Here is a 26,543-nt window from a genome sequence, read left to right on the forward strand (position 1 = left end):
CCGCCCGCACCGGCCGGCGCCGCATTCGCCTTCGCGGCGCCGGCGGCCGTGCTGCCCGAATCGTCGCCGCCGCACCCGGCGACCAGCGCGCTCAGCATGCAGGCCGCGAGCGCGACGCGCACGCGGCGCAGATGTGCGATGGTCATGTCGGCACTCCGTCAGTGAAGGATCGTCGACAGCGGCTTGCCCGAGCCCGCGACCGACTGCAGTTCGGCTTCGGTCACGACGCGGCTCCACATCGCGACGTCGGAGAAGCTCTCGACGTTCGGCTTGACCGTCGTGCACGCGTTGACCGTGTAGCCGCCGCTGTAATGGCTGGCCGGGTAGCCGCACGCGAGCATGTGGTACTGGCCGGTGCCGTCCTCGTTCACGCCGAAGGTCTTCGTGCCGAGGCCCGGCAGCGCGGCCACCGACACCGTGAGCGGCGTGCTCTGCTTCTGCTCGCCGAGCACCGGGTCGAACGTGTAGGCCGTCATCGTCTTGCCAACCGTGTCGATCACGAACGCCGCGTACACCCACTGGTTCGCGGTCACGCTCATCGTCTTCAGGTCGTTGCGGTTGGTGCCGTCGCCTGCGTTGTACTGGAGGTTGCAGGTGCCCGACGGCGCGCCCGACGCCTGCGGGAACAGCCCGATCGCGATCCCCGCGTTCTTGCCGCTCTGCCAGTTCTTGTTCGCGAACACCGGCGTGCCGAAGCCGACCACGTCGGTGCACGGCGTCTTCAGCCACATGCCGATCGTGAACTGCGCCTGCGTCGCGATGTCGGCGTTCTGCACGAGTTTGTAGCCGTCGTAGCCGTTGGTGTCGACGGTCTGCGTCGTTACCTGCAGCGCCTGGCCGCCGAACGGATCGGCGACCAGCGAGCCGCCGTTCGCGGCGGCCGGGAACGGGCCCATCGTGCTCGCGTTCAGCGCATCGACGGCCGGCAGCGCGCCGAACGGGTAATACGACGCGAGGCCGTTCTTCAGCGTCGCCGCGAGCGGCGGCGGCGGCGGGGGCGGCGGCACGTACGCGATCCGCACGATGCTGCCGAGCGGCGCGCCGCCTGCCGTCACCACGTAGTCGAAGCTGTAGGTGCCGGCCGCGGTCAGGCCGAGATTGCTGTCGGTATAGGTCGTCGTGCCGGCCGGCAGCGTCGCGATCTGCTGGCCCGCGCGGTACACCGCGATCGCGCCGCTCGCGGGCGCGGCCCACGTCAGCACGACGCTGTGGCCGTCGGTGCTGGCCGTACCGGCGAGCTGCGACACCGGTTGCGCGCCGATCAGTTCGCCGCCATCCATTTCATACGCGGACGACGCGGGCAGCGCGCCGAACTGCGCGAGCACGGTCGGCGCAATGTCCGCGATGCTGGCGCGCGCGTGCAGGTCGGCCAGCGACGCCGGCTGCGCGGCGCTGCCGAGGCGGCCGTTGTCGGCCTGGTTCATCGCGATGAAGGTCGTCGATTCGGACAGCAACGGCAGCCCGTCGCTGCCGCCGGCCGCGTTCAGGCCATGGCCGCCGGTGACCACGACCAGCCAGTTCTCCTTGTTGCGCTTCGCCGTTTCGGCGACGAGCGCGCCGACGGACGCGTCGAGCTGCTTCAGCGTGTTCGCATACGCGGCCGCGCCGAGACCGTAGTTCAGCGCCGCATCCTGCGCCGAGTGGTATTGCGCGACGACGAGCGAGTATCCCTGCTGGATCATCGTGGTGCTTTGCTGCGTCACGCAGCTGTCGACCGCCGCACAATTCGCGAGTGTGTCGAGATTGCCCGCGTTGCGGCCGGCCGTGAGCAGTGCGGCGAGCGCCGGCGACCCGACGGCCGCGCCGAGCAGGCCCGCGTTCGCGGTCTTCAGCGTGTCGAATGCGGTCGGCGCCTGCAGCGCCTGGTTCGGTGCGTCGGACAGCACCTGATGACGATTGCCCCAGGCACCCGTGAGCAGCGTGGCCCAGCTCGGCGTATCGAGGTTCGGCTGCTGCGACAGCAGGCCGTTCACGCCGCCGCTGTAGGCTGGCGCAATATGCAGCTTCGCGAGGTTCGGCAGCGTGCCGCCGGCGATGCCGGCCGCGAGCGCCGCGTATGTGACGCCGTCGAGCTCGATCACGAGCGCGCGGTTCGCGACTTGCTGGCCCGGCGGCGTACCGCCGTTGCCCTTGCCGTTGTCGGTGCCGCCGGCCGCGTTCGTCGATGTGCCGGCCGCGCCGCCCGTGCCATCCATGTTGCCGCCGCACGCGCCGAGCGCGCCGACCAAGGTCAGCCCGCACAGCAGCCGTGCGAGAGTGGTCTTCTGCATGTTTCCCCCTGACTGGAATGTCCGGACACGCCCGGAGATCTGCCCGGATTCTGCTCAGGGGATGCGATGCGCGTATTTCGTTTTGCAGAAGCGCGCCGATACAGGTATCAGTTTTTTTGGGGCGTACCGGGCCGGGCGGCGTATCCGGCCCGGCCGTGGAAACGTTACCGCCCGTCGTCGAGCGAGCCGAGAATCCGGTACGCGGCCTTCACGCGATCCTCGATCGGCACGTTGCCGTTCGCGAGCATCACGATCGCGATCCGCTTCGCGGGGACGAACGCGACATACGTGCTGAAGCCGTTGGTCGAGCCCGTCTTGTTGATCCATGTGTCCGGATTCGGCGCAAGCGGCGGCTTGATCGCGCTGGCCGGCGTCGCGTTGAACAGCATCGGCGGCGCATTGCCTTCGATCAGCGTCGGCAACGCAACCGGATACGGATACTGTTCCCAGATCAGGTCCTGCGTCAGCGGCCCCGCGCTGAAATAGCCGGTATGCGTGCGCTCGATCGCGCGCTGCAGCCGCGGCGACGTCTGGATCAGGCCCATGTTCGCCTGCACGAAACGCAGCAGGTCGGCCGCCGTGGTCCGCACGCCATACGCCGGCTGCCACAGCATGCCGGGTGTCATCCGGGTCGGTTTGCCGTCCTTCGCATAGCCCTGTGCATAGTCGGCCTGACGCGCGGCCGGCACGTTGATGTACGTATGCATCATCCCGAGCGCGGGGAAGAGCCGTTGCTCCATCAGCACCGCGAAATCCTTGTGCATCGCCTTCGCGGTGAGATAGCCGAGCATCCCGATCGCGACGTTCGAATAGGTGCGGCGCGTGCCCGGCGCATACGCGGGCCGCCACGCGTCGAGATAACGCATCAGGTCCGCGTCGTTGCGGATGCTGTCCGGCACCTGCAGCGGCATACCGCCAGGCGTATGCGTGCCGAGATTGAGCAGCGTGACGACGCCGAACGGCTTGCCCTGCAACGCGGGCAGGTATTTTCCCGCCGGGTCCGCGAGCGACAGTTCGCCGCCCTCCTGCGCGTCGGCCGCCAGCGTCGCCGTCATCGTCTTGCTGACCGAGCCGATCTCGAACAGCGTGTCGCCGGTGACGGGCTTGCCGGTCTGCTTCGACATCACGCCGTAATCGAACACGTAGGGCTTGCCGTCGGCGACGATGCCGACCGCCATGCCGGGAACGGCGTACTGTTTCATCAACGGCGCGATATGGCGGGTCACGGTGTCGTGGAGGTCGTCCTGCGTGACGGCGGCCGCGCGGCCGGCCGTCGCGGTGGCGCATGCGGCGACGAACAGGGTCGCGGCGAAGCGTGTCGCGTTGAATCGCATGGTTGCGGTTCCTTTGATTTCTGATGGTTGCATGGACAACAGATCCGGCCGCGCCGCGCGGAAGATGCGGCGGCCGGCCTGTCGAAGCAGGACTATCCGCTACCGGCCGGCCGCCAACAATCGACGATAAGTTGCGCGAGCCTAAAGAAAAACTTATGAGATATGCCGGGCGCGGGATTGCATCGCTGCACGCGCAAGGCCGCCCGCCCGTTTGCCGGGAAAATCGGGCGCTTTTAACCGCATCGAATCCGGCCGCCGAATGGCGCTCCATCGAAAATCGAAGAAAAAGAGACAAGCCTGGTCAGATCCGCCCATGTCGGCGCACCGCGCGATTGATTCACCCGCATGGATCGAAGTAGACTCGCGGAAGCAAAAAAATAGAATCCATCCTGAGAGAAACAATGAATCGCCATTCGCTGATCGCCCGCTCCCGCGTCATTGGCTACCGCGCGGCCGCGTGATTTTCACGCATCGACCGCCCCGAACCGGAACCCGCAACGCCGCCGCGCTTGTCTTGCGCGCCCGTTCGCCGTTTCGCCCTTGAGCCGAAAGAACCGCCAGGGTCCCGCGCGCGTTGCCCGCGCACGCCCTGCCTGACCGGAGAGTGACCCCGTGACCGAAACCGTGGGCGCGTCCGCCTACCGGCCGCGCGATGTCGTCAATGCGCCCGACATCAAGGCGGCCATCGCCCGCCGCAGCGCCGAGCGCGGCGATCCGGCCGACATCCTCGCGTGGCTCGGCAACCATTTTTTCCGCTGGGTCGTCGGTGCGTTCGAGCAGGCGCAGCCGCTCGATTCGCTCGCCGATTACCGCTTGCACGCCGGCGCCGACCGGCCGGCGCCCGACTGGCTCGTGCGCCGGTTCCGCGCGCAACCGGCATCCGGCGCGACGGTCGATGCAGCACCGCCGCCGGCCACCGAACCGGCACCGCTCTACTTCATCGATCCCGAGCACATGCTGCTGATCGACCGCGAGCGCACGCTGGTCGAATTCCTGCGCTCGCGCGCCGGCACGCGGCTCGCACAGAAACTGCAGCGCATCACGTGCACGATGGCGCTCGAGATGTGGGAGCGCGAGCACCAGCGGATGCAGGCGCGCCGCGACAAGGGCTGGGTGCCGAGCAGCGGCCTCGCGCTGCGCGAGGTGCTGCGCACGCCGAACGGGATCGTCTTCGAATTCGCCGGCGATCATGCGGCGCTGCGCGAGGAACTCGCTTACGAGTCGTACTACATGCAGCACTGCCTTGGCCAGTTCGCGGATCGCCGCCGGCTGCGCGGCGGCTACGGCGAGCAGTACGCGCAGGCCGCGCAGGAGGGCCGGCTGCGCCTGTTCACGCTGCGCGGCGCGGGCAACCAGCCGCACGTGACGATCAGCCTGCAGGTGGCCGGCAACGGCCTGCGCATCGACCAGATCAAGGGCAAGCAGAACCGCCACCCGGTGCGCCGCTATGCGGACGACGTCCGCCAGTTCCTGCGCGCGCTCGGGCCGCGCGGCGAGCGTCATCCCGATTGCGAGGGCATGGGCCTCGTGTTCGAACCGGACGCGCCGGGCGCGGCCGCCGGCGCATGGACCTTCGTCACCGACGTGCGCTCGCCCGACCATCTGCTGAGCGTGATGAGCGAGAACTTCCACCTGATCGAGCACTTCGCACAGCCGCCGGCCGCGCTGCAATGGCTGCTGCTGCGCAACGCGCCCTATGCGCTCGGCCAGCTGCGACAGATCGATCCGGCCGTCGCGGCGGCCGCGCGCCATGCGCTGCCGGCCGATGCGCTGCCGGCCACGCGCGAACCCGATGCACCGCCGGCCACGACCGCTTTCGAGATCGAAGGCATCGCGATCGATCCCGCGCTGTGCGCCGCGTTCGCGCTGCGTGCGCCGGCAGACGGGGGCCCGTCATGCTGAAACTGCTGATCGGCGTCGCCGTGCTGTGGCTCGTGTGGTACGTGTGGCGATCGTTCCGGGCCGCCGCCCGGATGGTGCGCGAAGTCGACGCCGACCAGGCCGCGGGGGCCGACGCCGCGGTAGCGGTCCAGCAGACCGCGGCGGTCAAGCTCGCCCACACGCTGGCCGAGCAGGCGCCGCCGAACCGCCGCCGCTGGTCGCTCGCGCTTGCCGACATCCTGCTGATCCGCAACGGGCTGCGCTGCGATTGCGACGACCTCGTCTACGCGCTGCCCGACCCGCAACGCGAACAGCTCGCGCGCCAGTTACGGCGCGAACTCGACCTGCCGGCCGACCTGCCCGAGTGGCAGATCGTACAGCGCGTGCCGCCGATCCTCGCGGGCTGGATCCGTGGCGTCGGCCGCTCGCACGAAGGCTTCTACGAACAGCTCGCTGCCGACGGGCGCGTGCGCGACGCACTCGCTTTCGACTGCGCACGCACCGCGTTTCTCGTGCGCTGCATCGCACTGCTCGGCTGGACGTCCGAACAGCACGCGTGGGTCGTGTTGCTGCTCAATGCGCAGCGCGCGCAGGACAGCTTCGACAGTTGGGAAGACTTCGGGCTCGCGTATGCGCGGGCCCGCCAGCACTGGCTGCGCGGCAGCGGCCAGGACGGCCCCGCGTCGTCGCGCGCCACGCAGGAAGTGCGCGAGCACCTGCGCAATCCGTCCGGAAACTGGCTTTCGCTGCCGTGGAAGCGCTACCGCATCTTCGATCCCCAACCCGTTTCGTCATGACCACCGACACCGACATGTCCTCCGCTCCCGCCGCCCTGATTCCGCCCGCGAAGCCCCGCTGGTTCATCTGCGACGTCGACGCGCTGTTGCGCGCGGGCGAGTTTGCCGCGCTCGACGCACAGCTCGACGCCGCACTCGCCGCCAGCTTCGCCGACCGCACGGCCGAAGCGCTGTATGTCGACGCGCTGCCTGCCGACGTGCAGCCGTGCATCGACGCCGGCGCCGAGGGCCTCGCGCGCCTGCGCGCATGGCAGGCCGCGAGCCCGCGCTCCGCGCACGCGTGGCTGTGCGAAGCGCATTACTGGCACCACTGGGCCTACGAATACCGCGGTTCCGGCTGGGCCGAGACGGTGACCGAAGCCGGCTGGATCTGCGCGCATGCGTGCGCCGCGATGACGACCGTCGCCGCGCTGCGCGCGCTGGTGCTCGCGCCGACGATGTGGGCCGCGCCGAAGGTGATCTTCACGAGCGTGTCGTCGTTCGGCGAGCCCGAATGGCTCACGCAGCTCGTGCGCGAGCGCCGCTGGCCCGTCACCGAACTGCACCTGAACGTCGGCGCCGAAGACGAAGCCACGCGCGCCGAACTGCAGCGCATGCTCGCGCGTTCGGGATTGAATCCCGACGTGCCGGTCGCGTGCCCGGCAGAATTTCCCGAAGCGCTGCCCGGCCCGGTCCAGGGCAAGAAACTGCGCAAGGAGAAGTGGTACTGGATGGAAGCGACGCTGCACGTCCACCCGAAGCTGTTCTTTCCGATGCGCACGTTCATCTGGTACATGCAGCCGCGCTGGGGCGGCTCGCACGACCACGTCCGTGCGTTCGTCGATTCCGATGCATGCGCACACCTCGATGCGGTCGAGAAGGACCGGCTGCGCCACGAGATCTGGCGCGACGATTACGCCGGCAATACGCTCGATTCGGATGACGACGAAGACGACGTGCGCCGCGCGATGGCCGCGACGCTCGCCCGCGCGCAGGCCGCGCTGCATCCGTATCACCGCTGGGAGACGCTGCACTGGCTCGCCTACAGCCATTTCAAGCGCAACGAGTACGAACAGGCCTACGCGCGGCTGCAGGAAGCCGAACGCAACGAGCCGATCGACGACAACCGTGCGATGGCGATAGGCTTGCGGCTGACGCTCGGCCTCGACCCGCAAGGCAGCTGGCTGACCGGTGCGATCGAACGGGCCTCCGACGCGCGCGCGTGCACGTCGGCGATGATCCTGCGCGGTTATGCCCATCGCACCGGCATGTTCGGCTTCGCCCAGGACGACGTGCGCGGCGACGCGTGGCTCGAAGCCGCACGCCTGAACGAGCCCGGTTCGCTCGCCTGGAACCAGCTCGCCACCGCCATGGAATACGAAAACCGGCGCCCCGCCGATGCCGTCGCACTCTGCCAGCTCGGCTACGAGGCAGGCGGCGATTCGTGCGACTACCTGCTCGGCTGCTTCTACAAGGAAGGCATGCACGTCGCGGCCGACCCGTACCGCGCCGCCCACTACTTCCGCGAGTCGATGGACGCCGGCGGCAACATGGCCGCGTACCGGCTCGGGTACACGTATCACCACATCGGACTCAACAGCACGGACCTGGCCGAACGCGCGCGCATGCAGGTCGAGGCCGTCGAGGCCGCGCGCAAGGCGCACGAAATGGGGCACACGGACGGCCTCGAGTGCATGCTGATGTTCATCGGCGACATCGAGGATCATGCGTCGCGTCACCGCTATGTCGATGAACTGCGCAGGCATGCCGAAGGCGGCCACCCGGCCGCGATGGCCGCGCTGTCGTTCTTCCTCGCCGACATCAACGACAAGGCGCTGTACGACTATCGCGACAGCGTGCGCTGGATCATGGGTGCGCAGGCCGTCGCGCCGGACGACGAATACGTGCTCAACATCACGCGCATCGCCCACGAGGACGGCATGCTCGGCAAGCTGCGCTACAAGCTGCAGCGCAAGCAGATCAAGGCGCACGAGATCCCCGGCGCCGACAACGCGATGGTCTGACCACGACCGGCGCATGCGCCCGCTCGCCGGCGGGCGCGTGCGTCACGCCGGCAGCCGGCCGAGAAACGCCAGCATCGCCGCGTTGAATCGCGCCGGCCGCTGCAGCGGCGCGAAATGGCTCACGCCGGACAGGATCGTCAACGTCGCGCCCGGAATCGCATGCGCGAGGTACGCCGCATGCTCGGGCCGGATGAATTCGTCGTGTTCGCCCTGCACGATCGCAACCGGCACGGCAATTGCCGCGAGATCCTGCGCGGTGTAATCCGGTTGCGTGCGCATCATTTCGCTGACGGCCGCGACGAACGCGTCGAACCGGTCCGGCGTCGCCGACAGTTGCGCATAATCCTTGCGGTGCCGCGCGAAGCAGCGGTCGATCAGCGGGCTCGGCACCATCTCCTTCGTGCCGCCCGGATCCATGTTGCACGCGAAGAAGAACACGCCGGCCGCGCGTTGCGGCGCACGGGCGGCCAGCACGAGCGCGATGCACGCGCCGTCGCTCCAGCCGACGAAGCGTGCGCGGTCGACGTGCAGCGCGTCGAGGACCGCGAGCACGTCCGACGCCATGCGTTCGTACGAATAGGGTTGGTCGTCGCGCGTGCTGCGGCCGTGGCCGCGGCTGTCGATCACGATCGCGCGGTAGCCGGCCGCGAGCAGCGCCGGCACCTGGTTGCCCCAGTTGCCGCCGTGACCGAGGCCGCCGTGCAGCAGCACGACCGGCGGCCCGTGGCCGAACGACGCGTGCCAGATGCGCGCGCCGTCGTGCTCGAGCCATCCTTGCGCATCGGCCGCCGGCAGCGGCGTGCCGCCTTGTGCGTCGAAGCGGACGAGATCGTCGTCGGGTTCCGCATTCATCGTTCAGCCATCCTTTCGAGGGAGACGAGCTTGCGATTGTAATGCGTGCGGCCGACGCGGCCGTGGTCGCTCAGGCGTGCGTCGACACCAGCCCGCCCGACGACGAGCCGCCCGATTTCTCGAGCGCCGACGCGAGTTGCGAAATCGCCGTCGCGAGTGCCGCCGAGATCGCGCTCGCTTCCGCGCTCAGCGACTGTTGTTCGACGGCCGCGGAAGGATCGTCCTTCGCGCGCTGGGCGGCGGCGGCCATCTGGCGTTCCAGCGTCGCAAGCTGTTTCTGCAGCCGCTCGATCAGCGCCTTCAACTGCGCGACCGCCGGGTCTTCCGACGATGCGCCCGCCGCGCCGAGCGTTTCGCCGGTGGCGCCGGTCGAATCCTTCGCGTCGGTGGTACCGGTCGCCCCGTTGGCGCCGGTCGTGCCGGTGGGCCCCGTCGCGCTCGTGGCATCCGTTGCGGCACCGGTGGATGACGTCGCGGCGGGCGCGTTTGCGTTCGCGTTTGCGCTCATGCCGCTGTCCGCCAGCGGGGATCGCGTGGTGGTGGAGAAATCGATCTGCATCGTGTCGGTCCGTGTGTCGTTAGCGAATCGTGACAGAAGGCGGGAATCGCCTTCCAACTCGTTTACGGCATTCGTCACACGAAACTTGAGTATCGGGGTCGAACGGATATCGGCGCGATTGCCGCATTTTCATCGCGAAAGGGCCAGATTCGCGACACGGCGGCGCTGGTAAAATTGCGGCTTCGCCGGCTGGATGCGCACATCGGCCGCCTCCGGGCCCGAACGCGCAACGCCGCCGGCTTCGACTCCCGCCCTTTCGGGCGCGGCATGCCGCGCGTGCCGACACCGCCGTCTCGGCTGCGCGGGTCGCCTTTTTCCGTCCGTCTGCGCCCCCGCTCGCCCGTTCGAGCGGCGAACGCCGTGCGGCACGCACCCACTGCATCACGCATTCGAGGAACACACGATGGCCCGCATCGGCGCCTTCTGCATCACGACGTGGCTTGCCGCGGCAATTCTCTACTTCGGTCAGCACTCCGTCGCGATGATCGTGCTCAGCGGCGTCGTCGTATTCGGCGGGTTCGATTTACTGCGTCCGTAGGCGCGGTCACGCGGCCCCATGACACCTGGCAGGCTCGCCCGATCGCTCAACCCCGGAAGGGGGGCGGGTCAGCCGGTATCGCGCCGCCCGCACCGGCGCCGTTGCGATCCGCGACGCACGCATGCGCGATCGACATCGCGTCGTCGAGCCGCGCGATGATGTTCGTCGCCATCTCATGGCTGATCCACAAGCCGTGCACTTCGTCATCCAGCGCCTGCTTCAGCGCGCGGATGCGCAGCTCCTGCAATGTCTCCACGCTTTATTCCCCGATTGGGCCCGGTATCCGGAAACGCGCAGCGGATGAACGACGGGCGACCCGCCCCGGCGTTCACCGTCCCACCGCATCGTGCGCACGCCCGGCTCAGCATGCCGCGAACGTCGGCACCGCCGGGTCGATCGCCAGCGCACGCTCGTTGAAGACGACCGGCACGCCGCCGAGCCCCAGCCTGCAGTTCGGACGATCGAGCCGCCACCCGTCGATCCGCAGCGCGACGCGCGACACCGGTGCGCCGCCCGCATGCGGCAGGTCGATCGTGATCTGCCGCTTCGCGCCCGGCACCAGGTTCAGGTAGTTGTCGCTGTAGAACGCGGGCAGGATGCGCGCGCCGGTCGACGGGTCGAACGCCTGCAGGTGCGTCATCAACGCGACGCCCGCACCGACGTTCGCGACGTTGACCGTGATGCGCGTCGTCACGTCATCGGCCTCGGCCGACGTCGCACTGACGGAAACGGCCGCGCCCGGCATCGTGTCGAGCGACGTATACGACGTGTCCCCGCCGTCGCGCTGCCGCCAGTAGACGTTCTCCGCGAGCGGATTGCCGCCCGGATCGGTCAACGCGAGCGACACCATGCACACGTCGGATTTCGCGGCGGCCATTGCCGCCTTCAGGTTCGCCACCACGCGATACGACGCCTTCGCGACGCCGCCGGCATCGGCCGTGGCGCGGCTGCTCAGCGTACCGTCCAGGTTGTACACGCGCATCTCGACGCTGCCGGCCACGGCCGCGCCCGTATGGTTCGCGATCGTCACGTCGGCGGTATTCGCGTCGAGGATCGCGTTGACGCGACGGCACCCGTGCTGCACCGCGAAGAACGACGCATGTTCCTCGAGATCGTGGCTGTACATCTGCCACACGAAACTCGGTTGCGACGGGTTCGTCATCCACATGATCACGCCGGTGGCCGGCGACGTGATCTTCCCGGCCACCGGGCCGATCATCACGGCCGCATTCGCCTCGTAGATCGAGCGGATGCACTCGTAGTTCATCATCTGCGCCTTGCGCGCGAAGTCGGCGAGATTGCGGATCGCGCCGTAGCGCAGCGCCGTCATCGCGATGTAGCCGGCGCCGCCCTGCTTGCCGACCTGATAGTAGTACGCACCGTTGCCGTTCATGTCGCGATCGGCCCAGAAGTCGTCCGGACACTCGTACGAACCGGGCGGCAGCATCGACTCGACGCATTCGAGTGTCGGGATCGAGTGCGAGCCGACTTCGTTGTGAAACGCGACCGACGTCGTGCCGTAGCCGCGGCTGAACGCGGCCTGCGGCGACGCCCAGTTGTACGGCCCGCCGGACGAGTAGCCGTTCACCGCACCGGCGCCCGTATCGCCCGCCGAACTGGTGAGGCACAGGCGTTGCGGATCCAGCTCGGTGACGAGCGCGTCGAGCCCCTTGACGAGCGCCGGCGGCGGCGCGCCTTCGTTGCCGCCGCACCAGAGCAGGATCGACGGACGATGACGGTGGCGCGCGATCACGTCGCGGATGTTGTCGAGATCGCGCGGCACGTTGGCGGCGCCCGAGCCGTCTCCTTCGGTCGAGAAGAAGAAGTCCTGCCAGACGAGGATCCCGTAGCGGTCGCACGCATCGAAGAAATCGTCGCTCGTACTCTGTCCGTTCCAGTTGCGGATCAGGTTGAGATTCGCATCGCGATGCAGTCGCACCTGGTTGAACAGCCGTTCGCGCGGAATGCGCTTCAATGCTTCGTCGAGCCCCCAGTTGCCGCCCATCACGAGAATCGGCAGGCCGTTGACGGTGATGCTCAGCTGCGTGCCCATGCCGATGTCGCGCGAATACTCGATGCGGCGCAGGCCGACGTTCAGCGTGCGCGCATCCGACAGCACGCGTCCCGCCTTGATGCCCACCGTCACCGCGTAGAGGTTCGGCTCGCCATACCCGTTCGGCCACCACAGGCGCGGCTGCCCGATCGACAGCGCCGCGATATCCGACGACGTGAGCGACACCTTCGTCGTGGTAGTCGATGCGGGAATCGCAATGTCGTGGCTGAACGTCACGCCGGTGCCGATGCTGCCGACGAGCGTCGCGACGAGATCCTGACCCGAGCCGTTGTCCAGTTCGAGGTCGAGCCTCAGCTCCGCACGTGAAAGATCGGCGGACAGTGTATGCGCGACATTCAGTGCCGCGATGCGCACCGGGCCGGTCGTGAACCACGAGACCGGCTGCCAGATGCCGAGATTGCGGTCGGGGATCGTCGGCAGCCAGTCCCAGCCGGCCGAACAGAAAAACGTCGGGCCGTTCTTCAGCGTGACGCCGGTCGGGCCGCCGTTGCGGCCGCCGCGCGTCACGCCGCTCTTGTAGTTCGGCAGCAGCGGCCCTTCGGAGAAATCCAGCTTGACGACGCGCACCGCGAGATGGGCTGCGCCCCCCGCCTGCGGCACCAGCCGCGAGATGTCGAACGTGCCGTGCTTGAACGCGCCTTCGAGCCGCCCGACGAGCGCGCCGTTCAGCCAGATCTCGGCGCAGTAATTGACGCCACCGAAGGTCAGCCACAATCGCTGCCCCGGCTGCCGGGCCGGCGCCGCGAACGTCGTCCGGTACCAGTAGTCGGTGTCCTTCAGCGTATCGGGAAGGGTGTTCGTGACGATGCGGCCGTAGAACGGATCGGGATACTTGCCGTTGACGATCATGCTGTTCAGCACGGTGCCGGGCACCGTCGCGGGCGCCATGCCCGTCACGCCGCCCGCGCCCGACAGTTGCGCACCGGTCGCACCCGGCAGGCTGCTCGCGGACGCGAACGTCCAGTTCTGCGCGAGCTCCTGCGTGGCCAGCAGGCTGTGTTCCGGGTCGGCCGGCACGGCGGGCACCGTGGGCGTGATCGTCGCCGGGCCATCGGTGCCCGGCGTGCCCGCCGGGGAATCGATATCGCCGTTACAGCCCGCGAGCCAGCTCGTGCCGACCAGCGCGGCGCTGTAGGACAGGAATTTCCGGCGTTCTTTCGATTTCACTTGGTTATCCTCCCTGATTGCGTCGTCTCGACCGACGCACCCGGGACGCTATCCCGAGCGCGCCCCGGTTGCGTTTATCGCGTGCCGGCCTGCTGCTGCATGCGCATCGCGGCCGACGGGCCGCCGGCCGTCATGCGCGTGTAGTCCGCGTTCGGCCCGGACGGCGGTGTCAGGTTGTCGGCGGCCGCCCATTGCGTCGGCGTCGCGGACAACGCATAGCGCATCGTTCCGCCATTGGCGATCGTGCCGAGCGGCAGCCAGGAACCCGCGTAATCCGCGCCGTTCACCTTCAGCGACTGGATGTACGCGAACGACGGACGGCCCGACGCATCCATCGCAACCTGCTTGTCGCTGTCGAGCCGCAGCGTCTTGCCGTTGCCGAGCCAGACGGTGATCCCGCCGAACTGCGGCGTGGACAACGCGAGCCCTGCTTCCGACGGAATGACCGGGAACATGCCGAGCGCCGCCCACACGTACCAGCTCGACGTCGCGCCCATGTCGTCGTTGCCCGGCAGCCCGTCGCGGCCGGTCGTGAACGCCTTCGACATGATGATCGGCAGGATGTACTGCGCGCCGCTCGGTTGCCCGGCCCAGTTGTATCCCCACGGCGACTGGAACGACGGTTCGTTGCCGATATAGAGGTTCGTGGACGATTCGCCGCCGTTCAGGTCGGCGGAGCCCGGCACGGTCGAGAACGGCGTCGTGACCGCAAACAGGTTGTTCAGCCGCGTGACGGCCGCCTGCTTGCCGCCGATCGCGTCGATCAGCGCGGTCCAGTCCTGCGCGAAGGTCCAGAAGTAGTTCGGTTCCGTCGATTCATGGAACGAACCCTGCACGAGCGTACCCAGCGTGCCGGGCGCCGAACCGGACGGCGGTGCGTTGCGCGCGGCGATCACCTTGTTCGTGTAGTCGAAGATGTTGCGCCACCATCCTGCCCGCGTGTACAGCGTGCCGATGTTGTCCGGCGTCACGCCGACCGACGGCGCGTTCAGCACGCTGGCCGGCAGCGCCTGCAGGAACGCGGCGGCCGAGCGGTCGCTCAGCACGCGCTCGATGGTCGCGGACGACGAGTGGCCGTCATCGCTTTGCGACAGGTAGTGAGCCGTCAGGAAATTGGCGAGTCCCGCCGCACTCGTGCGGTCGTTGCACGCGCTCGACGGATCGAATACGGACTGCTTCGTCAGCCGCGCGGCCGACACCAGATCGAAATCGGTTGCGCCGAACTTGTACGCGCCGGCAATCACGTTCAATGCATTGTCGCCCGCCATCGGCGTCGAGTCGTCGCTGCCGTCGACCCAGTGCGGGAACGCGCCGCACTGCAACGCGTCCACGACCAGCGACTGCATCATGTCGCTCGATTCCTTCGGCGCGAGCATCGCCAGCAACTGCGCCTGCGACCGGTACGTGTCCCACAGCGAGAAGCCCGTGTAGTGATTGCCTGCGCCGCCCTGCGAACCATCGGCGCGCCGGAACGCATAGTCGCCGACCTTCGCCGTCGCGCGCGCCGGAATGGTGCCGGTCTGGTCGACCGACTTCGGATAGCTGCCGTCCGCGTTCCTCGGCTGGCGCATGCTGCGGAATTCGCCGTTCGAGTCGCTATAGAGCGTCGGCGTGCCGAACACGCGATAGAGCGCGGTGTAGAACTTCGTGAGGTTCGACTTTTGCGTCGCGTCCAGCACGGCGGGATTCGCGGCCTGGTCGATCTGGATCGTGTTGAGCCGGTCGTTCCACAGGCCGGATGCGTTCGTGCGGGCATCGTCGAACGCGAGTTTTTCGCCCTCGGCTTTCAGGTTGGCCTGCGCGTTCCGGATGCTCACCGACGAGATCCCGACCTTCACGGTAACGGTCCGGTCCGCATCGGTCAGGTCGAACTGCAATGTCGCCGCGCCGTTGCTGGCGGTGTTCACCGACGACGTGCCGGCCTGCTTGCGCAGCGGCTTGTCGAAGGTCGCGTAGAAATACACGGGCGCATTCCACACCGTGCCGTACGGCGTGCAGAATGCCGGCGCCACGGCCTGCCCGCTCATCGACTTGCCGTCGCTCGCGAGCGCCAGCGCGACGTTGTTCGCGGTGACCTTCGTGCTGCCCGAATCGCTGTTGCCGTTCAGCTTCGCATCGATCGAGAAGAAACCCTTGTCCTTGTTCGGATACGTGAAGCGTGCGAGCCCGGAGCGCGCGGTCGCGCTCAGCTCCGTCACGATGCCGTTCGCGAGGCGCACCTTGTAGTACCCCGGCTGGGCCGTTTCGTCCCCATAGCTGTACCCGATGCCGACCGGCCGCCCGCCCGATGCAATCGCCGTCGCCGCATCGGTCGGCAGCATCGCGACCGTGCCCTGCCCCGGGCAGCCGACGCCGCTCAGGTGCGTGACGCTGAAGAAGTCGATCGTGCCGCCCGAGCCGCCCGACGACAGGTAACCGCCCGAGCCGTTGAAGTTGTAGCGCGGCGTGTTCGGCCCGAAGTTCACCATGCCGAACGGCACCATCGCACCCGGGCTCACGTTGCCCGCGTAGCCCGAGTCCGCGTTGACCTGCGTGCCGATGAGCGGGTTGACGAACTGCGTCAGCTGCATGTTGGCACGCGTGGGCGTGGACGGTTGCCCCGGTTGCGACGGCTGGCCCGGCTGCCCCGGTTGCGATGGTCCCGAAGTCGACGGCACGTCTGCGCCGCCATTGCTGGCGGTCACGGTACCGTTCACGTCGTCGCCGCCACACGCGGCAAGCGCTGCACAGGTCAGCGCAGAGACGATCAAGAGTCTTGAATTTTTCATTTTTCGTTTAGTACCTTTGATTAAACGAATCATCCGGCGGCGATGCTGTTCCGCCGCGCCGCCAGGCTTGCGGCCTTGCGCGGCGCGACGCCGTCTGCCCCACCCAATCGGCGTCGCGCAGACTTCCGCTTGCGAATGCCCGGCGCCGGCCGCTGCCGCGGCGACCGTCGCCGGCCTCCTCCGTCATCCGGCGCGCTATCGCGCGGCCGGCGATTTGCCCCATGCCGACGGCGTGTCGTCCAGCCCGAACGTGAGCGCGCCGCCGTTGCTTACCTGCGCGAAATCGATCCACGTGCCCGTCAACGGCGCACCGTTCAGCGCGGCGTTCTTCACGTAGATCGAACCGGGATGGTCGGTATCGATCGTCAGCGTCTTGCCGTTGCCGAGCCGGATCGTCGCGTGCGGGAACAGCGGGCTCGTCAGCGTGAAGCCCGGCACGGCCGGAATTTCCGGGTAGAGGCCGAGCGCGGCCCAGACGAACCAGCCCGACGTCGCACCTTCGTCGTCGTTGCCCGGCAAGCCGGACGCCGCGGTCGTGAACTGCTCGTCGAGAATCCGGCGCACGAGCGCCTGCGTCTTGTCGGGGCGGCTCGTCCAGTTGTAGAGCCACGGCGTCGCGAAGGCCGGCTCGTTGCCGATCCACAGATGCGGGCTCTTCGAACCTGCATTCAGGTACGTGTTGAACGTGTCGAGTCGCGGCACGACCGCCGCGTCGCCGCCCAGCACGCCCATCAGCCCCGGGATGTCGAACGGCACCATCCACGTGTACTGCTCGACGTTCCCTTCGATTTCATCGAACGAATTCGCGACCCAGCTGCCGTCGCTGTTGCGATCGGACAGGCGCGGCAGTGTCGCGCCCTGGCTGCCGGGCGCGGCCGGATTGATCACGTTCTTCCAGTTCGCCGACCGTGCGAGCAGCTTCGCGGCGTTGCCCGTGTCGCCGAGCGCTTGCGCGAAGCGCGAGATCGCGTAGTCGGTCGTCGCATATTCGAGCGTCGTCGACGCCGTGCCGCCGCTGTGGCTGCTGTCGACCTGGATCGACGCATCGGCAGGCAGGTAGCCGTACTTCCGGTACTGCGCGAGCCCCGGCAGCGCCGTGACACCCTTGCATGCGGCGACGGCGCCCGACGCCGTGTCGAGCATGATCGACAGCGCCTTCTTTGCATCGAAGCCCGTCGCACCGTACAGGTAGCTCTGCGCAATGAGGATCGGCACGTTGTCGCCCGGCATCACGTCGCTGCTCGTATTGCCTTCGACCCACTTCGGGAACGCGCCGCCGCACGTCCCGGCATCGTCGACGAGCGACTGCATCATGTCGCCCGCGGCCGCCGGCTTCAGCCATGCCACCAGCGGCATCAGCGAACGGTACGTGTCCCAGCTCGAGAACGTCGTGTAGTGGATGCGGTCCTTGCCTGCATTAGCGGTCTTGCCGCCCATCGTCAGGTAGTCGCCGTTCGCGTCGCTGAACACGCTCGGCGCAAGCAGCACGTGATACAGCGCGGTATAGAACTTCTTCAGGTTGCCGGCGCTGCCGCCCGTGACCTGGATCGCGTTGAGCGCCTGGTTCCAGGTCGCGTCGGCCTGCGCGGCGATCTGGTCGAAGGTCTGCGTGCCGCTCTCGCCGTCGAGGTTGTCCTTCGCGTTCTTCACGCTGACGTACGAGATCCCGACCTTCAGGTTCACCGTCGACGGCGCACCGGACGACGACGCGAACGTCAGTTGCGCGCTACCGCTGCCGAGCTTCGCGGTAAACGGCTGGTCGACACGCGCATAGAAGTAGATCTTGTAGGTCTGCCCGCTGCTGCAGAAGCTGCCGCCCGTCATCGACCCCGACAGCGCCTGCGGATCGTTCGGGTCCTGCGCGATCGAGCCGCCCCACGACGCCGCGTTGGTCTTCGCCGCGAGATTGAGCTGCCCGCGCTGGCCGGCCGGCCATACGAAGCGCGCGATGCCCGAGCGCAGCGTGGCGCTCAGCTCGGTGCGAATGCCGTTGTCGAACGTCACGCCGTAGTAGCCGGGCCGCGCCGTTTCGTTCGCATGCTTGAACGCAGCCGGGCCGGATTGCCCCGCGACGGCCGGGAACACCGGCAGCGCGCCGCCCGCGCTGCAGCCCACGCCGCTCAGGTGCGTGAGGCTGAAGCCGGTGATGCTCGTCTGGCTGTAGTGATAACCGGGCGGGCTCCACGTGTTCGGCACGGACGGCGTGTCCGGCCCCCACTGAACCATCCCGGAGGGCATCGTCGCGGCAGGCGTCGTGAAACCCCCGAGCAGGTCTTCCGGAGCCGTATTCGCGATGTCGGGAACGAGCGGCGGAACCTGATCGGTGCCGATCATCGGATCGACGTACTGCGTCAGCTTCAGATCCTGCGCCACGGCAGGCACCGCAGGCGCGGCGGGCGTACCGGGAGACGCGGCAGGCGCGCCCGATGGCGCGACAGTCGTGTTCGCGGGCACCACGCCTGCGGCCATCGGCGCCGGCGTGCTGTCCACCGAATCGCCGCCGCATCCGGCGCCTCCTATCGCGACCGCGATGGCCGCCACTATCCAGCGTGCACTGTTCGTCAACGTAGGCCTCCTGTGCCGGGACTGTTTTGTGCTGCGTTCCCAGGGGCTTACAGTGCCGTAACAACTGTTTATTCACCACAAGAAGTTTCCCGAATTTTCAGTTTGTTTAACTAAACAATCGGGAGTTAAGTGGCTTTGGGTACACATTGCCGGCGCTTGTTGCGTTGCAGCGGGACGGGCGACGGACGTGCATCGACCGGCGCCCGGCGAATCCGGGCGCCATCGGCACTCAGGGATGCGAACGAATCGACGAGGCCGGCGTCAGCGCGGCAACGTCCTCAACGACGACGGCCCGCCCGTCAGCGCGATCCGCTTGCCCGTATCGCGCAGCTTGCCGCCTTCGACCGCATACAGCGCAAGCTGTCGTTCGACGTTGAACTGCACGATCACGTGCCGGCTGTCGGCGGTAAACACGATGCCCTGTGCGGCTTCGCCACCGGGCAACTCGCTCACCTTCACGGCCTGTCCGTCGCGGATCGCGAACAGCAGCACCTTGCCGAGCTTGTGGCGGCCCGGGTTGTCGGCCGTCAGGTTCGAGCCGTCCATCGCCTGCACGGCGATCCACTTCCCGTCCGGCGAGATCGCAACGCCTTCCGGCAGCGACGGCACCGTCAGGTACTGGACCGTGCGGAACGGCACGCGCGACACGTCGATCAGCGCGACCGAATCGGCGTCGCCCGCAAGCGTGCCCGTATAGCCCGGCAGCCCGGCGAGCCCCACGTTGCTGACGACGGCCCAGCGGTTGTCGCTCGACACGTCGATCGTGTAAGGCGCGACGCCCGTGCTCAGGCGCGTGCCGCTGTCGGTCACCTTGCCGTCGTCGACGTTCAGCACCGCGACGCCCTGCTCGTCGCGCAACGACACGAGCGCATGCTTGCCGTCGTGCGTGAAGCTGATCCCGGCCAGCCGCTTCTTGCCGATCTTCAGGTTGCCGTCGAGCGTCACGTGCGGGCCGTCGATGCGCAGGATCGACACGCTGCCGTCGACATTGGCGACGAGCGCGAGCCGGCCCGAGCGGTCGATCGCGATCCCTTGCGGATGCGTGCCGAGCTCGATGCGCGTGATCGCGGGCGGCGTGGTATCGAGGTTCACCACCTGCAGGAACGTGTCGAACACGAGCTGCTTCGCAGCCGTGTCGTAGCGCGTCGGCGCACCGACGAGCGCGAGCTTCGCGTCGGGCGTGATCGCGACGGCCTGCGGCGGCCCCTGGATGCCGTTCTCGACGTCGACCTGCAGCGCGACCTTCGGCGGGAACGTGCTGGCGTCGAGCAGCGTCAGCGTGTCGGCGGGCGGGGACGGCAGATAGGTGTCGCGGCCCTCGACGCGCTGGTACTTGCCGTCGTTGCCGGACACGATCCAGTCGGCGGCGTGCACGGCGACGGCCGTCGTGGCGAGGGTCAGCGCGGCGAGCAGGCGCGCGCTGCGCAGGCGGAAAGGATTCGATTGCATGGCGGTCGGTTCTCCGGATCGGTTGCGGACGCAATGGATTGCCCGGCCCTGCTGCTCGACGGGCCGGTGCCACCGCATGATGCCCGAAAGCGCGCGACTCCGGCGTCTCGCGCCCCGCTCCGTCAGGCCGCCGGCCGCGCGCCCGACGACCACTGGGCGGCTTCGTCGAGCGGATACACGGGCCGCTCGAGCCGCGCGTAGCGGAACAGTCCGTAGTCCGAGCCCGTCACGCCGCGGCTGTCGCATTCGACCAGCGCGGCCGCGATCGGCACGAACACCGGCCGGCAGTACATCCGCGACTTCAACAGCAGGAAGCGCGCGCGGCGCGGATCGACGCCGACGCTCTCGAACACGCCGAGGTCCCACGGCTCCTGCGTCCGCTCGGTGACGACGAGCGTGGCCGTGCCGATATCGAGCACGGCCGCGCGGCCCATGTACGCGCGTTGCCCGGTGTAAGTCGGCCCCGTGATCACGTATTCGCCGTCGGTGATCGCACGCACGACGCCCGTCGCACGGAACGGCTCGCGCCGCACGCCGCCGTGCGACGGCAGCCGGTTGCCGACCGGCACCGTGACGGTTGCGCCGACGCCCGCGTCGATCAGCGCGGCGACGGCATCGGGGTCGCACAACGGCCCGCTGACGATGCCGTCGAGCCCGTGCGCGAGTGCCGCCTCGAGCAGGTCCATCGTGTCGCACGGGCCGCCCGACATGCAGTTGTCGCCGTGATCGAGCATCAGCACCGGGCGATCCGCGCCGTGCGCGAGCGCCGCAGCCTGCGCAACCGATTCGGCCAGCGGCGCGCTGCGATAGACGAAGTCGTCGCGCGTGTCCCAGATCTGCCGTGCGATGCGCTCGGCCACCGCGTCGGCCGCGGCGCGGTCGCCGTCGGCCACCACGATCACGCTGATGCATGGCGCGGGAATATCCGCGAGCGAGAAGCCGGGCAGCACCGATACCGCCAGCATCCCGTCGGCTTCCGCCGCGCGCGCGGCCTCCACCGCGCGCCGCATCGCGCCTTCCGCGCTCGCGCTGCGCAGCGTCGACGTCATCAGCGGCGGCTGCCGCCACGCGAGCACCGGCCGTGCGCGGCCTTGCAGCCGGTCGAGCAGCACGCGCGCCGCATGCTCGCCGGTCTCGAACATGTCGACGTGCGGATAGGTCTTGAAACTCACGATCACGTCCGCGTGATCGATCATCTTCTGCGTGACGTTCGCGTGCAGGTCGAGCGCAACCGCGATCGGCGCATCGGGGAGCGCCGCGCGCACGCGCGCGAGCAGGTCGCCCTCGCCGTCCGCGCTCTGCTCGGCGACCATCGCGCCATGCAGATCGAGCATCACCGCGTCGCAACCGGGCGCGGCCGCGACGATCGCATCGCAGATCGCCGCATACGCGTCGGCCGCGACGGGCCCGCTCGGGTTCGCGGCTGCCGACACGGGCGTCACGATGTCGGCACCTTCGCGCTCGGCCGCGTCGATGAACGCGGCCATCGCGGTGCGCATCCCGCGATTCGCGCGATACGCATCGTCGCCCCAGTCGGGGCCGTTGCGGCCGAACGCGGCGAGCGGCGTCGGCACCGGCGAGAACGTGTTGGTCTCGTGATTCATCCGGGCGATCAGGATCTTCATCGCGCGCCCCCCTCCGCGAGCGCGGCCACACCGCGCATGCGTTCGTTCATCTGCATAACCCGCATCGTCCAGCTCCCCGCAATCGATATCGGCGCGCGGCGCCCCGCAGGACGCCGCCGCACGTCGCTCAAGCGTACCCCGTCGTCCCTTTCGTTTCCAGATACTCGACGAGGCCGAACTCCGCGTACTCGCGTCCGTTGCCCGAGCGCTTGTAGCCGCCGAACGGCGCGGCCGGGTTCCACGCCGGGTAGTTGATGTGGACGTTGCCGGCGCGCAACCGCGCCGCGACCCGGCGTGCGCGCTCGAGATCCTTCGACTGCACGTAGGCCGCGAGCCCGTACACCGAATCGTTCGCGAGCGCGACGGCTTCTTCCTCGGTCCGGTAGGTCATGATCGACAGCACCGGCCCGAAGATTTCCTCGGCCGCAATCGTCATCGCCGGCGTGACGTTCGAGAATACCGTCGGCCGCACGTAGAAGCCGTCGCCGAGCCCTTCCGGCCGACCGGGGCCACCCGCGACGAGCGTCGCGCCCTCTTCGATCCCGAGCCGGATGAAATGCTGGATCCGGTCGAACTGCGTGCGGCTGACAACCGGCCCGATACCGGTTTCGGCCGAACGCGGATCGCCGACGACGGTGCGCTCCGCCTCGCGCCGCGCCGCCTGCTCGGCCCGCGCCAGATGATCGACATGCACGAGCATCCGCGTCGGCGCATTGCACGACTGGCCGCTGTTGCTGAAGCAGCTGCGCGCGCCACGCGCGACCGCGTCCTCGATATCGGCATCGGGCAGAATCAGGTTCGGGCTCTTGCTGCCGAGTTCCTGATGCACGCGCTTCACGGTATCGGCGGCCGCCTTCGCGACCTCGACGCCCGCACGCGTCGAACCCGTGAACGACACCATGGCGACATCCGGATGCCGCGACAGCGCGTCGCCCACCTCGTGCCCGTAGCCGTGCACGAGGTTGAACACGCCGGGCGGCACGCCGGCCTCGTGCAGGATCTCGGCGAACAGGATTGCGCTGAACGGCGCGATCTCGCTCGGCTTGAGCACCATCGTGCAGCCGGCCGCCAGCGCCGGCGCGACCTTGCATACGATCTGGTTGATCGGCCAGTTCCACGGCGTGATCAGCGCGCACACGCCGATCGGTTCGTGCGACACCAGCAGCGAATCGGTCTGCGTGCTGAAGCGGAACGACTGCAGCGCCCGGATCGTCTGCTCGAGGTGCGCGGTACCGACCGCGGCCTGCATCGCGCGCGCGAATGCGATCGGCGCGCCCATCTCCTGGCTGATCGTCTGCGCGACTTCTTCGTAGCGGCGCCGGTAGATCTCGAGGATGCGCTGCAGCAGCGCGACGCGCTCGTCCACGGACCCGTGCGAGTACGTGTCGAAAGCCCGCTTCGCCGCGCCGACCGCACGGTCGACGTCGGCCGCGCCGCCGATCCTGAGCTGCGCATACGGCCGCGCGCTGGCCGGATCGATCACGTCGATCGACCTCGCATCGGCGGGATCGAGCCACTGGCCATCGACATAGGATTGTTGTGCTGTTCGCATCGAATGCTCCTGACAGGAAAGATGCCGCGCTCAGCGCGTCGCCCGCGCATAGGTGTCGACGAGGATGTCGCGGATCTGCGCGACGAACCAGACGATTTCGTCGCGCGACATCACGAGCGGCGGCGAGAACTGCACGATCGGCGTGCCTTCGTGATCGACGCCCGCGCGGCACAACAGCCCCGCGTCGAAGATCGCGGGTGCGAGCATCGTCGACACGAACGCCTGCGCGCTGATGCCGGCCGCCCAGCGGCGCGCGGCCTTGTCGGTCACGAGTTCGAGCGAGTAGTGGTAACCGTCGCCGCGCACGTCACCGACGCACGGCAGTTCGAGCAGCCCGTCGAGCGTCTGGCGGAAGACGGCTTCGTTGTTGCGGACGTTCGCGAGCACGCCTTCGCGTTCCATGATCGCGAGGTTCGCGAGCGCGGCCGTGCAGGCGACCGGATGGCCGCCGTACGTCGCGCCGTGCAGGAACATCTGCTGCGGCCCGTCGAGCACCGTGTCGACTACGGCGTCGCTCGCGATCACCCCGCCGAGCGGCACATAACCCGACGCGATGCCCTTCGCGAACGTGATGATGTCCGGCTTCAGCCCGTAGCGCGCCGAGCCGAAATACTCGCCGAGCCGGCCGAACCCGCAGATCACCTCGTCCGCGACCAGCAACACGCCATGCCGGTCGCAGATGTCGCGCAGCCCGGCCGCGTAGCCGGCCGGTGGCGTCAGGCTGCCGCCCGCGTTCTGCAGCGGCTCGACGACGATCGCGGCCACCGTATCCGGCCCTTCCTGCACGATCAGCGACTCGATCTCGTCGAGCAGATGGCGCGTGAACTGCGCTTCCGTCTCGCCCGCCGGGCGCCCGTAGCGCTTCGTATTGCCCACATGCCGCACGCCCGACATCAGCGGCTCGAAATGCTTGCGGAAGTTCGTCATCCCGTTCAGCGCGAGCGCACCGAACGACGTGCCGTGATACGCGACGCGCCGCGCGATGAACTTGCGCCGCTGCGGTTCGCCGCGCGACTGGTGATACTGGCGCACCAGCTTGATCGCCGATTCGTTCGACTCCGAGCCGCTCGACGTGAAGAACACGCGGTTCAGCCCCTCCGGCGCCAGCGCCGCGAGCTGGTGCGCGAGCCGGATCGCCGGCTCGTGGCCGTAGCCCCAGTTGGTCGCGAACGGCAGCCGCACCATCTGCTCGCGGATCGCATCGCCGATCTCCGCGCCGTGGCTGTAACCGACCTGCACGCAGTACAGCCCGGCCAGCCCGTCGAAATAGCGCTTGCCGTTGCGGTCGACGAGCCAGCAGCCTTCGCCGCGGTCGAACACGGTCAGCGCGTTCTCGCGGTAAGCATCGGCATGCGTGAAGTGCATCAGCAGATGGCGCTTGCCGAGCGCCTGCAGGTCCGCATCGAGATTGACGTCAACAGCGTTCATGGGTCACTCCTCCTTCAGGGTTTCAGAACCGGCGCGCGGCCGGTCGTTCAATTCATCGACAGCGTCGGCGCCGGGCGCGTGAAGCCGCGCGTCAGCCACGCGAGCTGGCAGAGCCCGAGCACGAGCCAGCCGATGCCGACGTAGAACGTCTGGCGCGACAGCCCCGCCCAAAGCCACACGTTCATCGCGAAGCCGACCGCCGGCATCAGGCCGAACGTGATCCAGCCCGCCGCTTGACGGTGCTCGGGCCGGCTCAGATAGCTGCGCATCACACACAGGTTCACGACCGCGAACGCAACGAGCGCGCCGAAACTGATCATCGTCGACGCAAGATCGAGCGTGATGAACAGCGCGGACAGCGAGACGAAGCCCACTGCGAGCGTCGCGCGCACCGGCGTGCGCAGCCGTGCATGCAGGTGCCCGAACACGCGTTCGGGCAGCACGCGGTCGCGGCCCATCGCGAACAGCACGCGCGTCACGCTTGCCTGCCCGGCCATCGCGCTCGCGAAGCAGCCGGCCACGTACACCGCGACGAAGAACGCCGACAGCGTGCGGCCGCCGACGCGCCCCATCAGCTCGAGGCTGGCCGAATCGAGATCCTTGAACGCGTGCCAGTCGGGAAACACCCGTTGACCGGCATACGCGATCAGCATGAACAGCAGGCCGCTCGCGAGGGTGCAGAGCAGGATCGCGCGCGGCACCGTGCGCCGCGGCTCGCGCGTTTCCTCGGACAGCGTGGTGACCGCATCGAAGCCGAGAAACGACAGGCACAAGATCGCGGAGCCGGCGAAGATCGCGCGCGCATCGCCCGACGACGGCAGCGCGATGGCCATCGACAGCCCTTCGCCGGTCGCGACATGCGTCGATGCGATGACGAAGATCGCGATGAACACGAGCTGGCTCGCGATCAGGATCAGGTTCACGCGATTGACGAGCCGGATGCCGACGATGTTCAGCCCGGTGACCAGCGCGATGCTGCCGACGATCCACACGCTGGCCGGCACGCCGGGGCAAATCTGTTTCATGTAGATGCCGATCGCGAGGTAGCTGATCATCGGAATGAACAGGTAGTCCATCAGCAACGCCCAGCCGACCATGAAGCCGGCCGACGTGCCGAAGTTGCGGCTCGCGAACGTATAGGCCGACCCGGCGCTCGGCATCAGCCGCGCCATGTGGCCGTAGCTGCGCGCGGTGAACAGCATCGCGACCAGCGTGACCGCGTACGCGGCCGTCAGGTGCCCGTTCGTCTCGCTCGTGACGAGGCCGTAGGTCGTGAACACCGTCATCGGCAGCATGTACGCGAGGCCGAAGATCACCAGCGTCGAGAGCCCGAGCACATGCGGCTTGCGGCGTTCGTCCGGGTCGCTCCGATACGCCTGCGCGCCGAAGTCATGCGTCGCGGCGACCGATGCGGTTCGACCGGGCCTGTCGTTGTCCATGCTGTCCTCACGTGGGTGGCGTCCATGACCTCAAACACGCGTGCGTCCGGCGCGGCCGGCAGAGCACGACTGGAAGAAAGTGTGGTTCGCCAAAAACTCGAGGACGAATGAGAAAAGCGGACGTAATCGGGGGATATTTTCGGACACGATGCCAGGCATCGCGCCATTGAGCCGTGCATGCTGCTGTGCGGCACTGGCATTTTTCGGACATTCCGGCTATGTTCTACGCGACCCCGTCACCG

17 protein-coding genes are annotated in these 26,543 nt (G+C 68.3%); 4 read left to right on the plus strand and 13 right to left on the minus strand.

All coding sequences use genetic code 11. The features are described 5' to 3' along the window. Positions 1–158 precede the first annotated feature (158 nt). Together BLA15945_RS24425 and ampC are read right to left on the minus strand one after the other, a co-directional pair. Positions 159–2,270: a hypothetical protein gene (locus tag BLA15945_RS24425; protein ID WP_174993548.1), complete on the minus strand. Its 2,112-nt coding sequence runs from the start codon at positions 2,268–2,270 to the stop codon at positions 159–161. A 164-nt stretch (positions 2,271–2,434) separates the two neighbouring features. Further along, entirely contained in the window at positions 2,435–3,604 is a 1,170-nt protein-coding gene (gene ampC, locus BLA15945_RS24430) for a class C beta-lactamase (protein ID WP_174993549.1), read from the minus strand. A gap of 612 nt (positions 3,605–4,216) precedes the next feature. Here ampC and BLA15945_RS24435 point away from each other — a divergent pair. From BLA15945_RS24435 to BLA15945_RS24445, 3 genes are read left to right on the plus strand one after another with little or no spacing between them, the layout of a single operon-like run. After that, positions 4,217–5,506 (plus strand): hypothetical protein, encoded by a 1,290-nt coding sequence (locus BLA15945_RS24435; RefSeq protein ID WP_174993550.1) that lies wholly within the window; start codon positions 4,217–4,219, stop codon positions 5,504–5,506. Further along, entirely contained in the window at positions 5,500–6,282 is a 783-nt protein-coding gene (locus tag BLA15945_RS24440; protein WP_174993551.1) for a DUF1266 domain-containing protein, read from the plus strand. Before BLA15945_RS24435 ends, BLA15945_RS24440 begins: the two co-directional genes overlap by 7 nt. A gap of 14 nt (positions 6,283–6,296) precedes the next feature. Further along, positions 6,297–8,285, plus strand: a complete 1,989-nt coding sequence (locus BLA15945_RS24445) for a DUF4034 domain-containing protein (RefSeq protein WP_233464285.1) — start codon at positions 6,297–6,299, stop codon at positions 8,283–8,285. 42 nt (positions 8,286–8,327) lie between these two features. On the opposite strand, the gene BLA15945_RS24450 is transcribed toward BLA15945_RS24445, so the two are convergent. Together BLA15945_RS24450 and BLA15945_RS24455 are read right to left on the minus strand one after the other, a co-directional pair. Then, positions 8,328–9,137, minus strand: a complete 810-nt coding sequence (locus BLA15945_RS24450) for an alpha/beta fold hydrolase (protein WP_174993553.1) — start codon at positions 9,135–9,137, stop codon at positions 8,328–8,330. Between the two features lie 70 nt (positions 9,138–9,207). Continuing rightward, positions 9,208–9,696 (minus strand): hypothetical protein, encoded by a 489-nt coding sequence (locus BLA15945_RS24455; protein WP_059241242.1) that lies wholly within the window; start codon positions 9,694–9,696, stop codon positions 9,208–9,210. Between the two features lie 403 nt (positions 9,697–10,099). Between BLA15945_RS24455 and BLA15945_RS37880 the strand changes: the two genes are divergently transcribed. Next, complete coding sequence (locus BLA15945_RS37880) at positions 10,100–10,234, plus strand: hypothetical protein (RefSeq protein ID WP_006767081.1); 135 nt, start codon at positions 10,100–10,102, stop codon at positions 10,232–10,234. 46 nt (positions 10,235–10,280) lie between these two features. Here the strand turns inward: BLA15945_RS37880 and BLA15945_RS24460 are convergent, their stop codons facing one another. The 9 genes from BLA15945_RS24460 to BLA15945_RS24500 form a co-directional block, all read right to left on the minus strand. Further along, positions 10,281–10,490, minus strand: a complete 210-nt coding sequence (locus BLA15945_RS24460) for a hypothetical protein (protein ID WP_174993554.1) — start codon at positions 10,488–10,490, stop codon at positions 10,281–10,283. A gap of 105 nt (positions 10,491–10,595) precedes the next feature. Then, positions 10,596–13,475, minus strand: a complete 2,880-nt coding sequence (locus BLA15945_RS24465; RefSeq protein ID WP_174993555.1) for a glycoside hydrolase family 2 protein — start codon at positions 13,473–13,475, stop codon at positions 10,596–10,598. Between the two features lie 74 nt (positions 13,476–13,549). Next, the gene (locus BLA15945_RS24470) at positions 13,550–16,045 is read right to left on the minus strand and encodes a GH92 family glycosyl hydrolase (protein ID WP_174993610.1); all 2,496 of its coding nucleotides are present in this window, start codon (positions 16,043–16,045) and stop codon (positions 13,550–13,552) included. A gap of 393 nt (positions 16,046–16,438) precedes the next feature. Beyond that, positions 16,439–18,808 carry a GH92 family glycosyl hydrolase gene (locus BLA15945_RS24475; RefSeq protein ID WP_174993556.1) on the minus strand — a complete coding sequence of 790 codons (2,370 nt, stop codon included), beginning with the start codon at positions 18,806–18,808 and terminating at the stop codon, positions 16,439–16,441. Between the two features lie 261 nt (positions 18,809–19,069). Next, positions 19,070–20,257, minus strand: coding sequence for a beta-propeller fold lactonase family protein (locus BLA15945_RS24480; protein ID WP_174993557.1), 1,188 nt, complete (start codon positions 20,255–20,257; stop codon positions 19,070–19,072). A gap of 122 nt (positions 20,258–20,379) precedes the next feature. Continuing rightward, entirely contained in the window at positions 20,380–21,882 is a 1,503-nt protein-coding gene (locus BLA15945_RS24485) for a M81 family metallopeptidase (RefSeq protein WP_174993558.1), read from the minus strand. Between the two features lie 127 nt (positions 21,883–22,009). After that, a complete protein-coding gene (locus BLA15945_RS24490; protein ID WP_174993559.1) occupies positions 22,010–23,434 on the minus strand; it encodes an aldehyde dehydrogenase family protein in 1,425 nt (474 codons plus the stop codon). 30 nt (positions 23,435–23,464) lie between these two features. Then, on the minus strand, positions 23,465–24,862 hold the full coding sequence (locus BLA15945_RS24495; RefSeq protein WP_059241234.1) for an aspartate aminotransferase family protein: 1,398 nt from the start codon (positions 24,860–24,862) through the stop codon (positions 23,465–23,467). Between the two features lie 47 nt (positions 24,863–24,909). Then, positions 24,910–26,301 carry an APC family permease gene (locus BLA15945_RS24500; RefSeq protein ID WP_059241233.1) on the minus strand — a complete coding sequence of 464 codons (1,392 nt, stop codon included), beginning with the start codon at positions 26,299–26,301 and terminating at the stop codon, positions 24,910–24,912. Between the last annotated feature and the right edge of the window lie 242 nt (positions 26,302–26,543).

The sequence above is a fragment of the Burkholderia arboris genome (genome assembly GCF_902499125.1).
In the GTDB taxonomy this organism is placed as follows: Bacteria; Pseudomonadota; Gammaproteobacteria; order Burkholderiales; family Burkholderiaceae; genus Burkholderia; species Burkholderia arboris.

Excerpts from the sequence above, each read along its gene's own strand:
- BLA15945_RS24485 (WP_174993558.1), bottom strand. The coding sequence starts at position 21,882 with ATGAAGATCCTGATCGCCCGGATGAATCACGAGACCAACACGTTCTCG.
- BLA15945_RS24490 (WP_174993559.1), bottom strand. The coding sequence starts at position 23,434 with ATGCGAACAGCACAACAATCCTATGTCGATGGCCAGTGGCTCGATCCC.
- BLA15945_RS37880 (WP_006767081.1), top strand. The coding sequence starts at position 10,100 with ATGGCCCGCATCGGCGCCTTCTGCATCACGACGTGGCTTGCCGCGGCA.
- BLA15945_RS24440 (WP_174993551.1), top strand. The coding sequence starts at position 5,500 with ATGCTGAAACTGCTGATCGGCGTCGCCGTGCTGTGGCTCGTGTGGTAC.
- BLA15945_RS24425 (WP_174993548.1), bottom strand. The coding sequence starts at position 2,270 with ATGCAGAAGACCACTCTCGCACGGCTGCTGTGCGGGCTGACCTTGGTC.
- BLA15945_RS24495 (WP_059241234.1), bottom strand. The coding sequence starts at position 24,862 with ATGAACGCTGTTGACGTCAATCTCGATGCGGACCTGCAGGCGCTCGGC.
- BLA15945_RS24500 (WP_059241233.1), bottom strand. The coding sequence starts at position 26,301 with ATGGACAACGACAGGCCCGGTCGAACCGCATCGGTCGCCGCGACGCAT.
- BLA15945_RS24470 (WP_174993610.1), bottom strand. The coding sequence starts at position 16,045 with ATGCAGCTGACGCAGTTCGTCAACCCGCTCATCGGCACGCAGGTCAAC.
- BLA15945_RS24445 (WP_233464285.1), top strand. The coding sequence starts at position 6,297 with ATGTCCTCCGCTCCCGCCGCCCTGATTCCGCCCGCGAAGCCCCGCTGG.
- BLA15945_RS24455 (WP_059241242.1), bottom strand. The coding sequence starts at position 9,696 with ATGCAGATCGATTTCTCCACCACCACGCGATCCCCGCTGGCGGACAGC.
- BLA15945_RS24450 (WP_174993553.1), bottom strand. The coding sequence starts at position 9,137 with ATGAATGCGGAACCCGACGACGATCTCGTCCGCTTCGACGCACAAGGC.
- BLA15945_RS24480 (WP_174993557.1), bottom strand. The coding sequence starts at position 20,257 with ATGCAATCGAATCCTTTCCGCCTGCGCAGCGCGCGCCTGCTCGCCGCG.
- ampC (WP_174993549.1), bottom strand. The coding sequence starts at position 3,604 with ATGCGATTCAACGCGACACGCTTCGCCGCGACCCTGTTCGTCGCCGCA.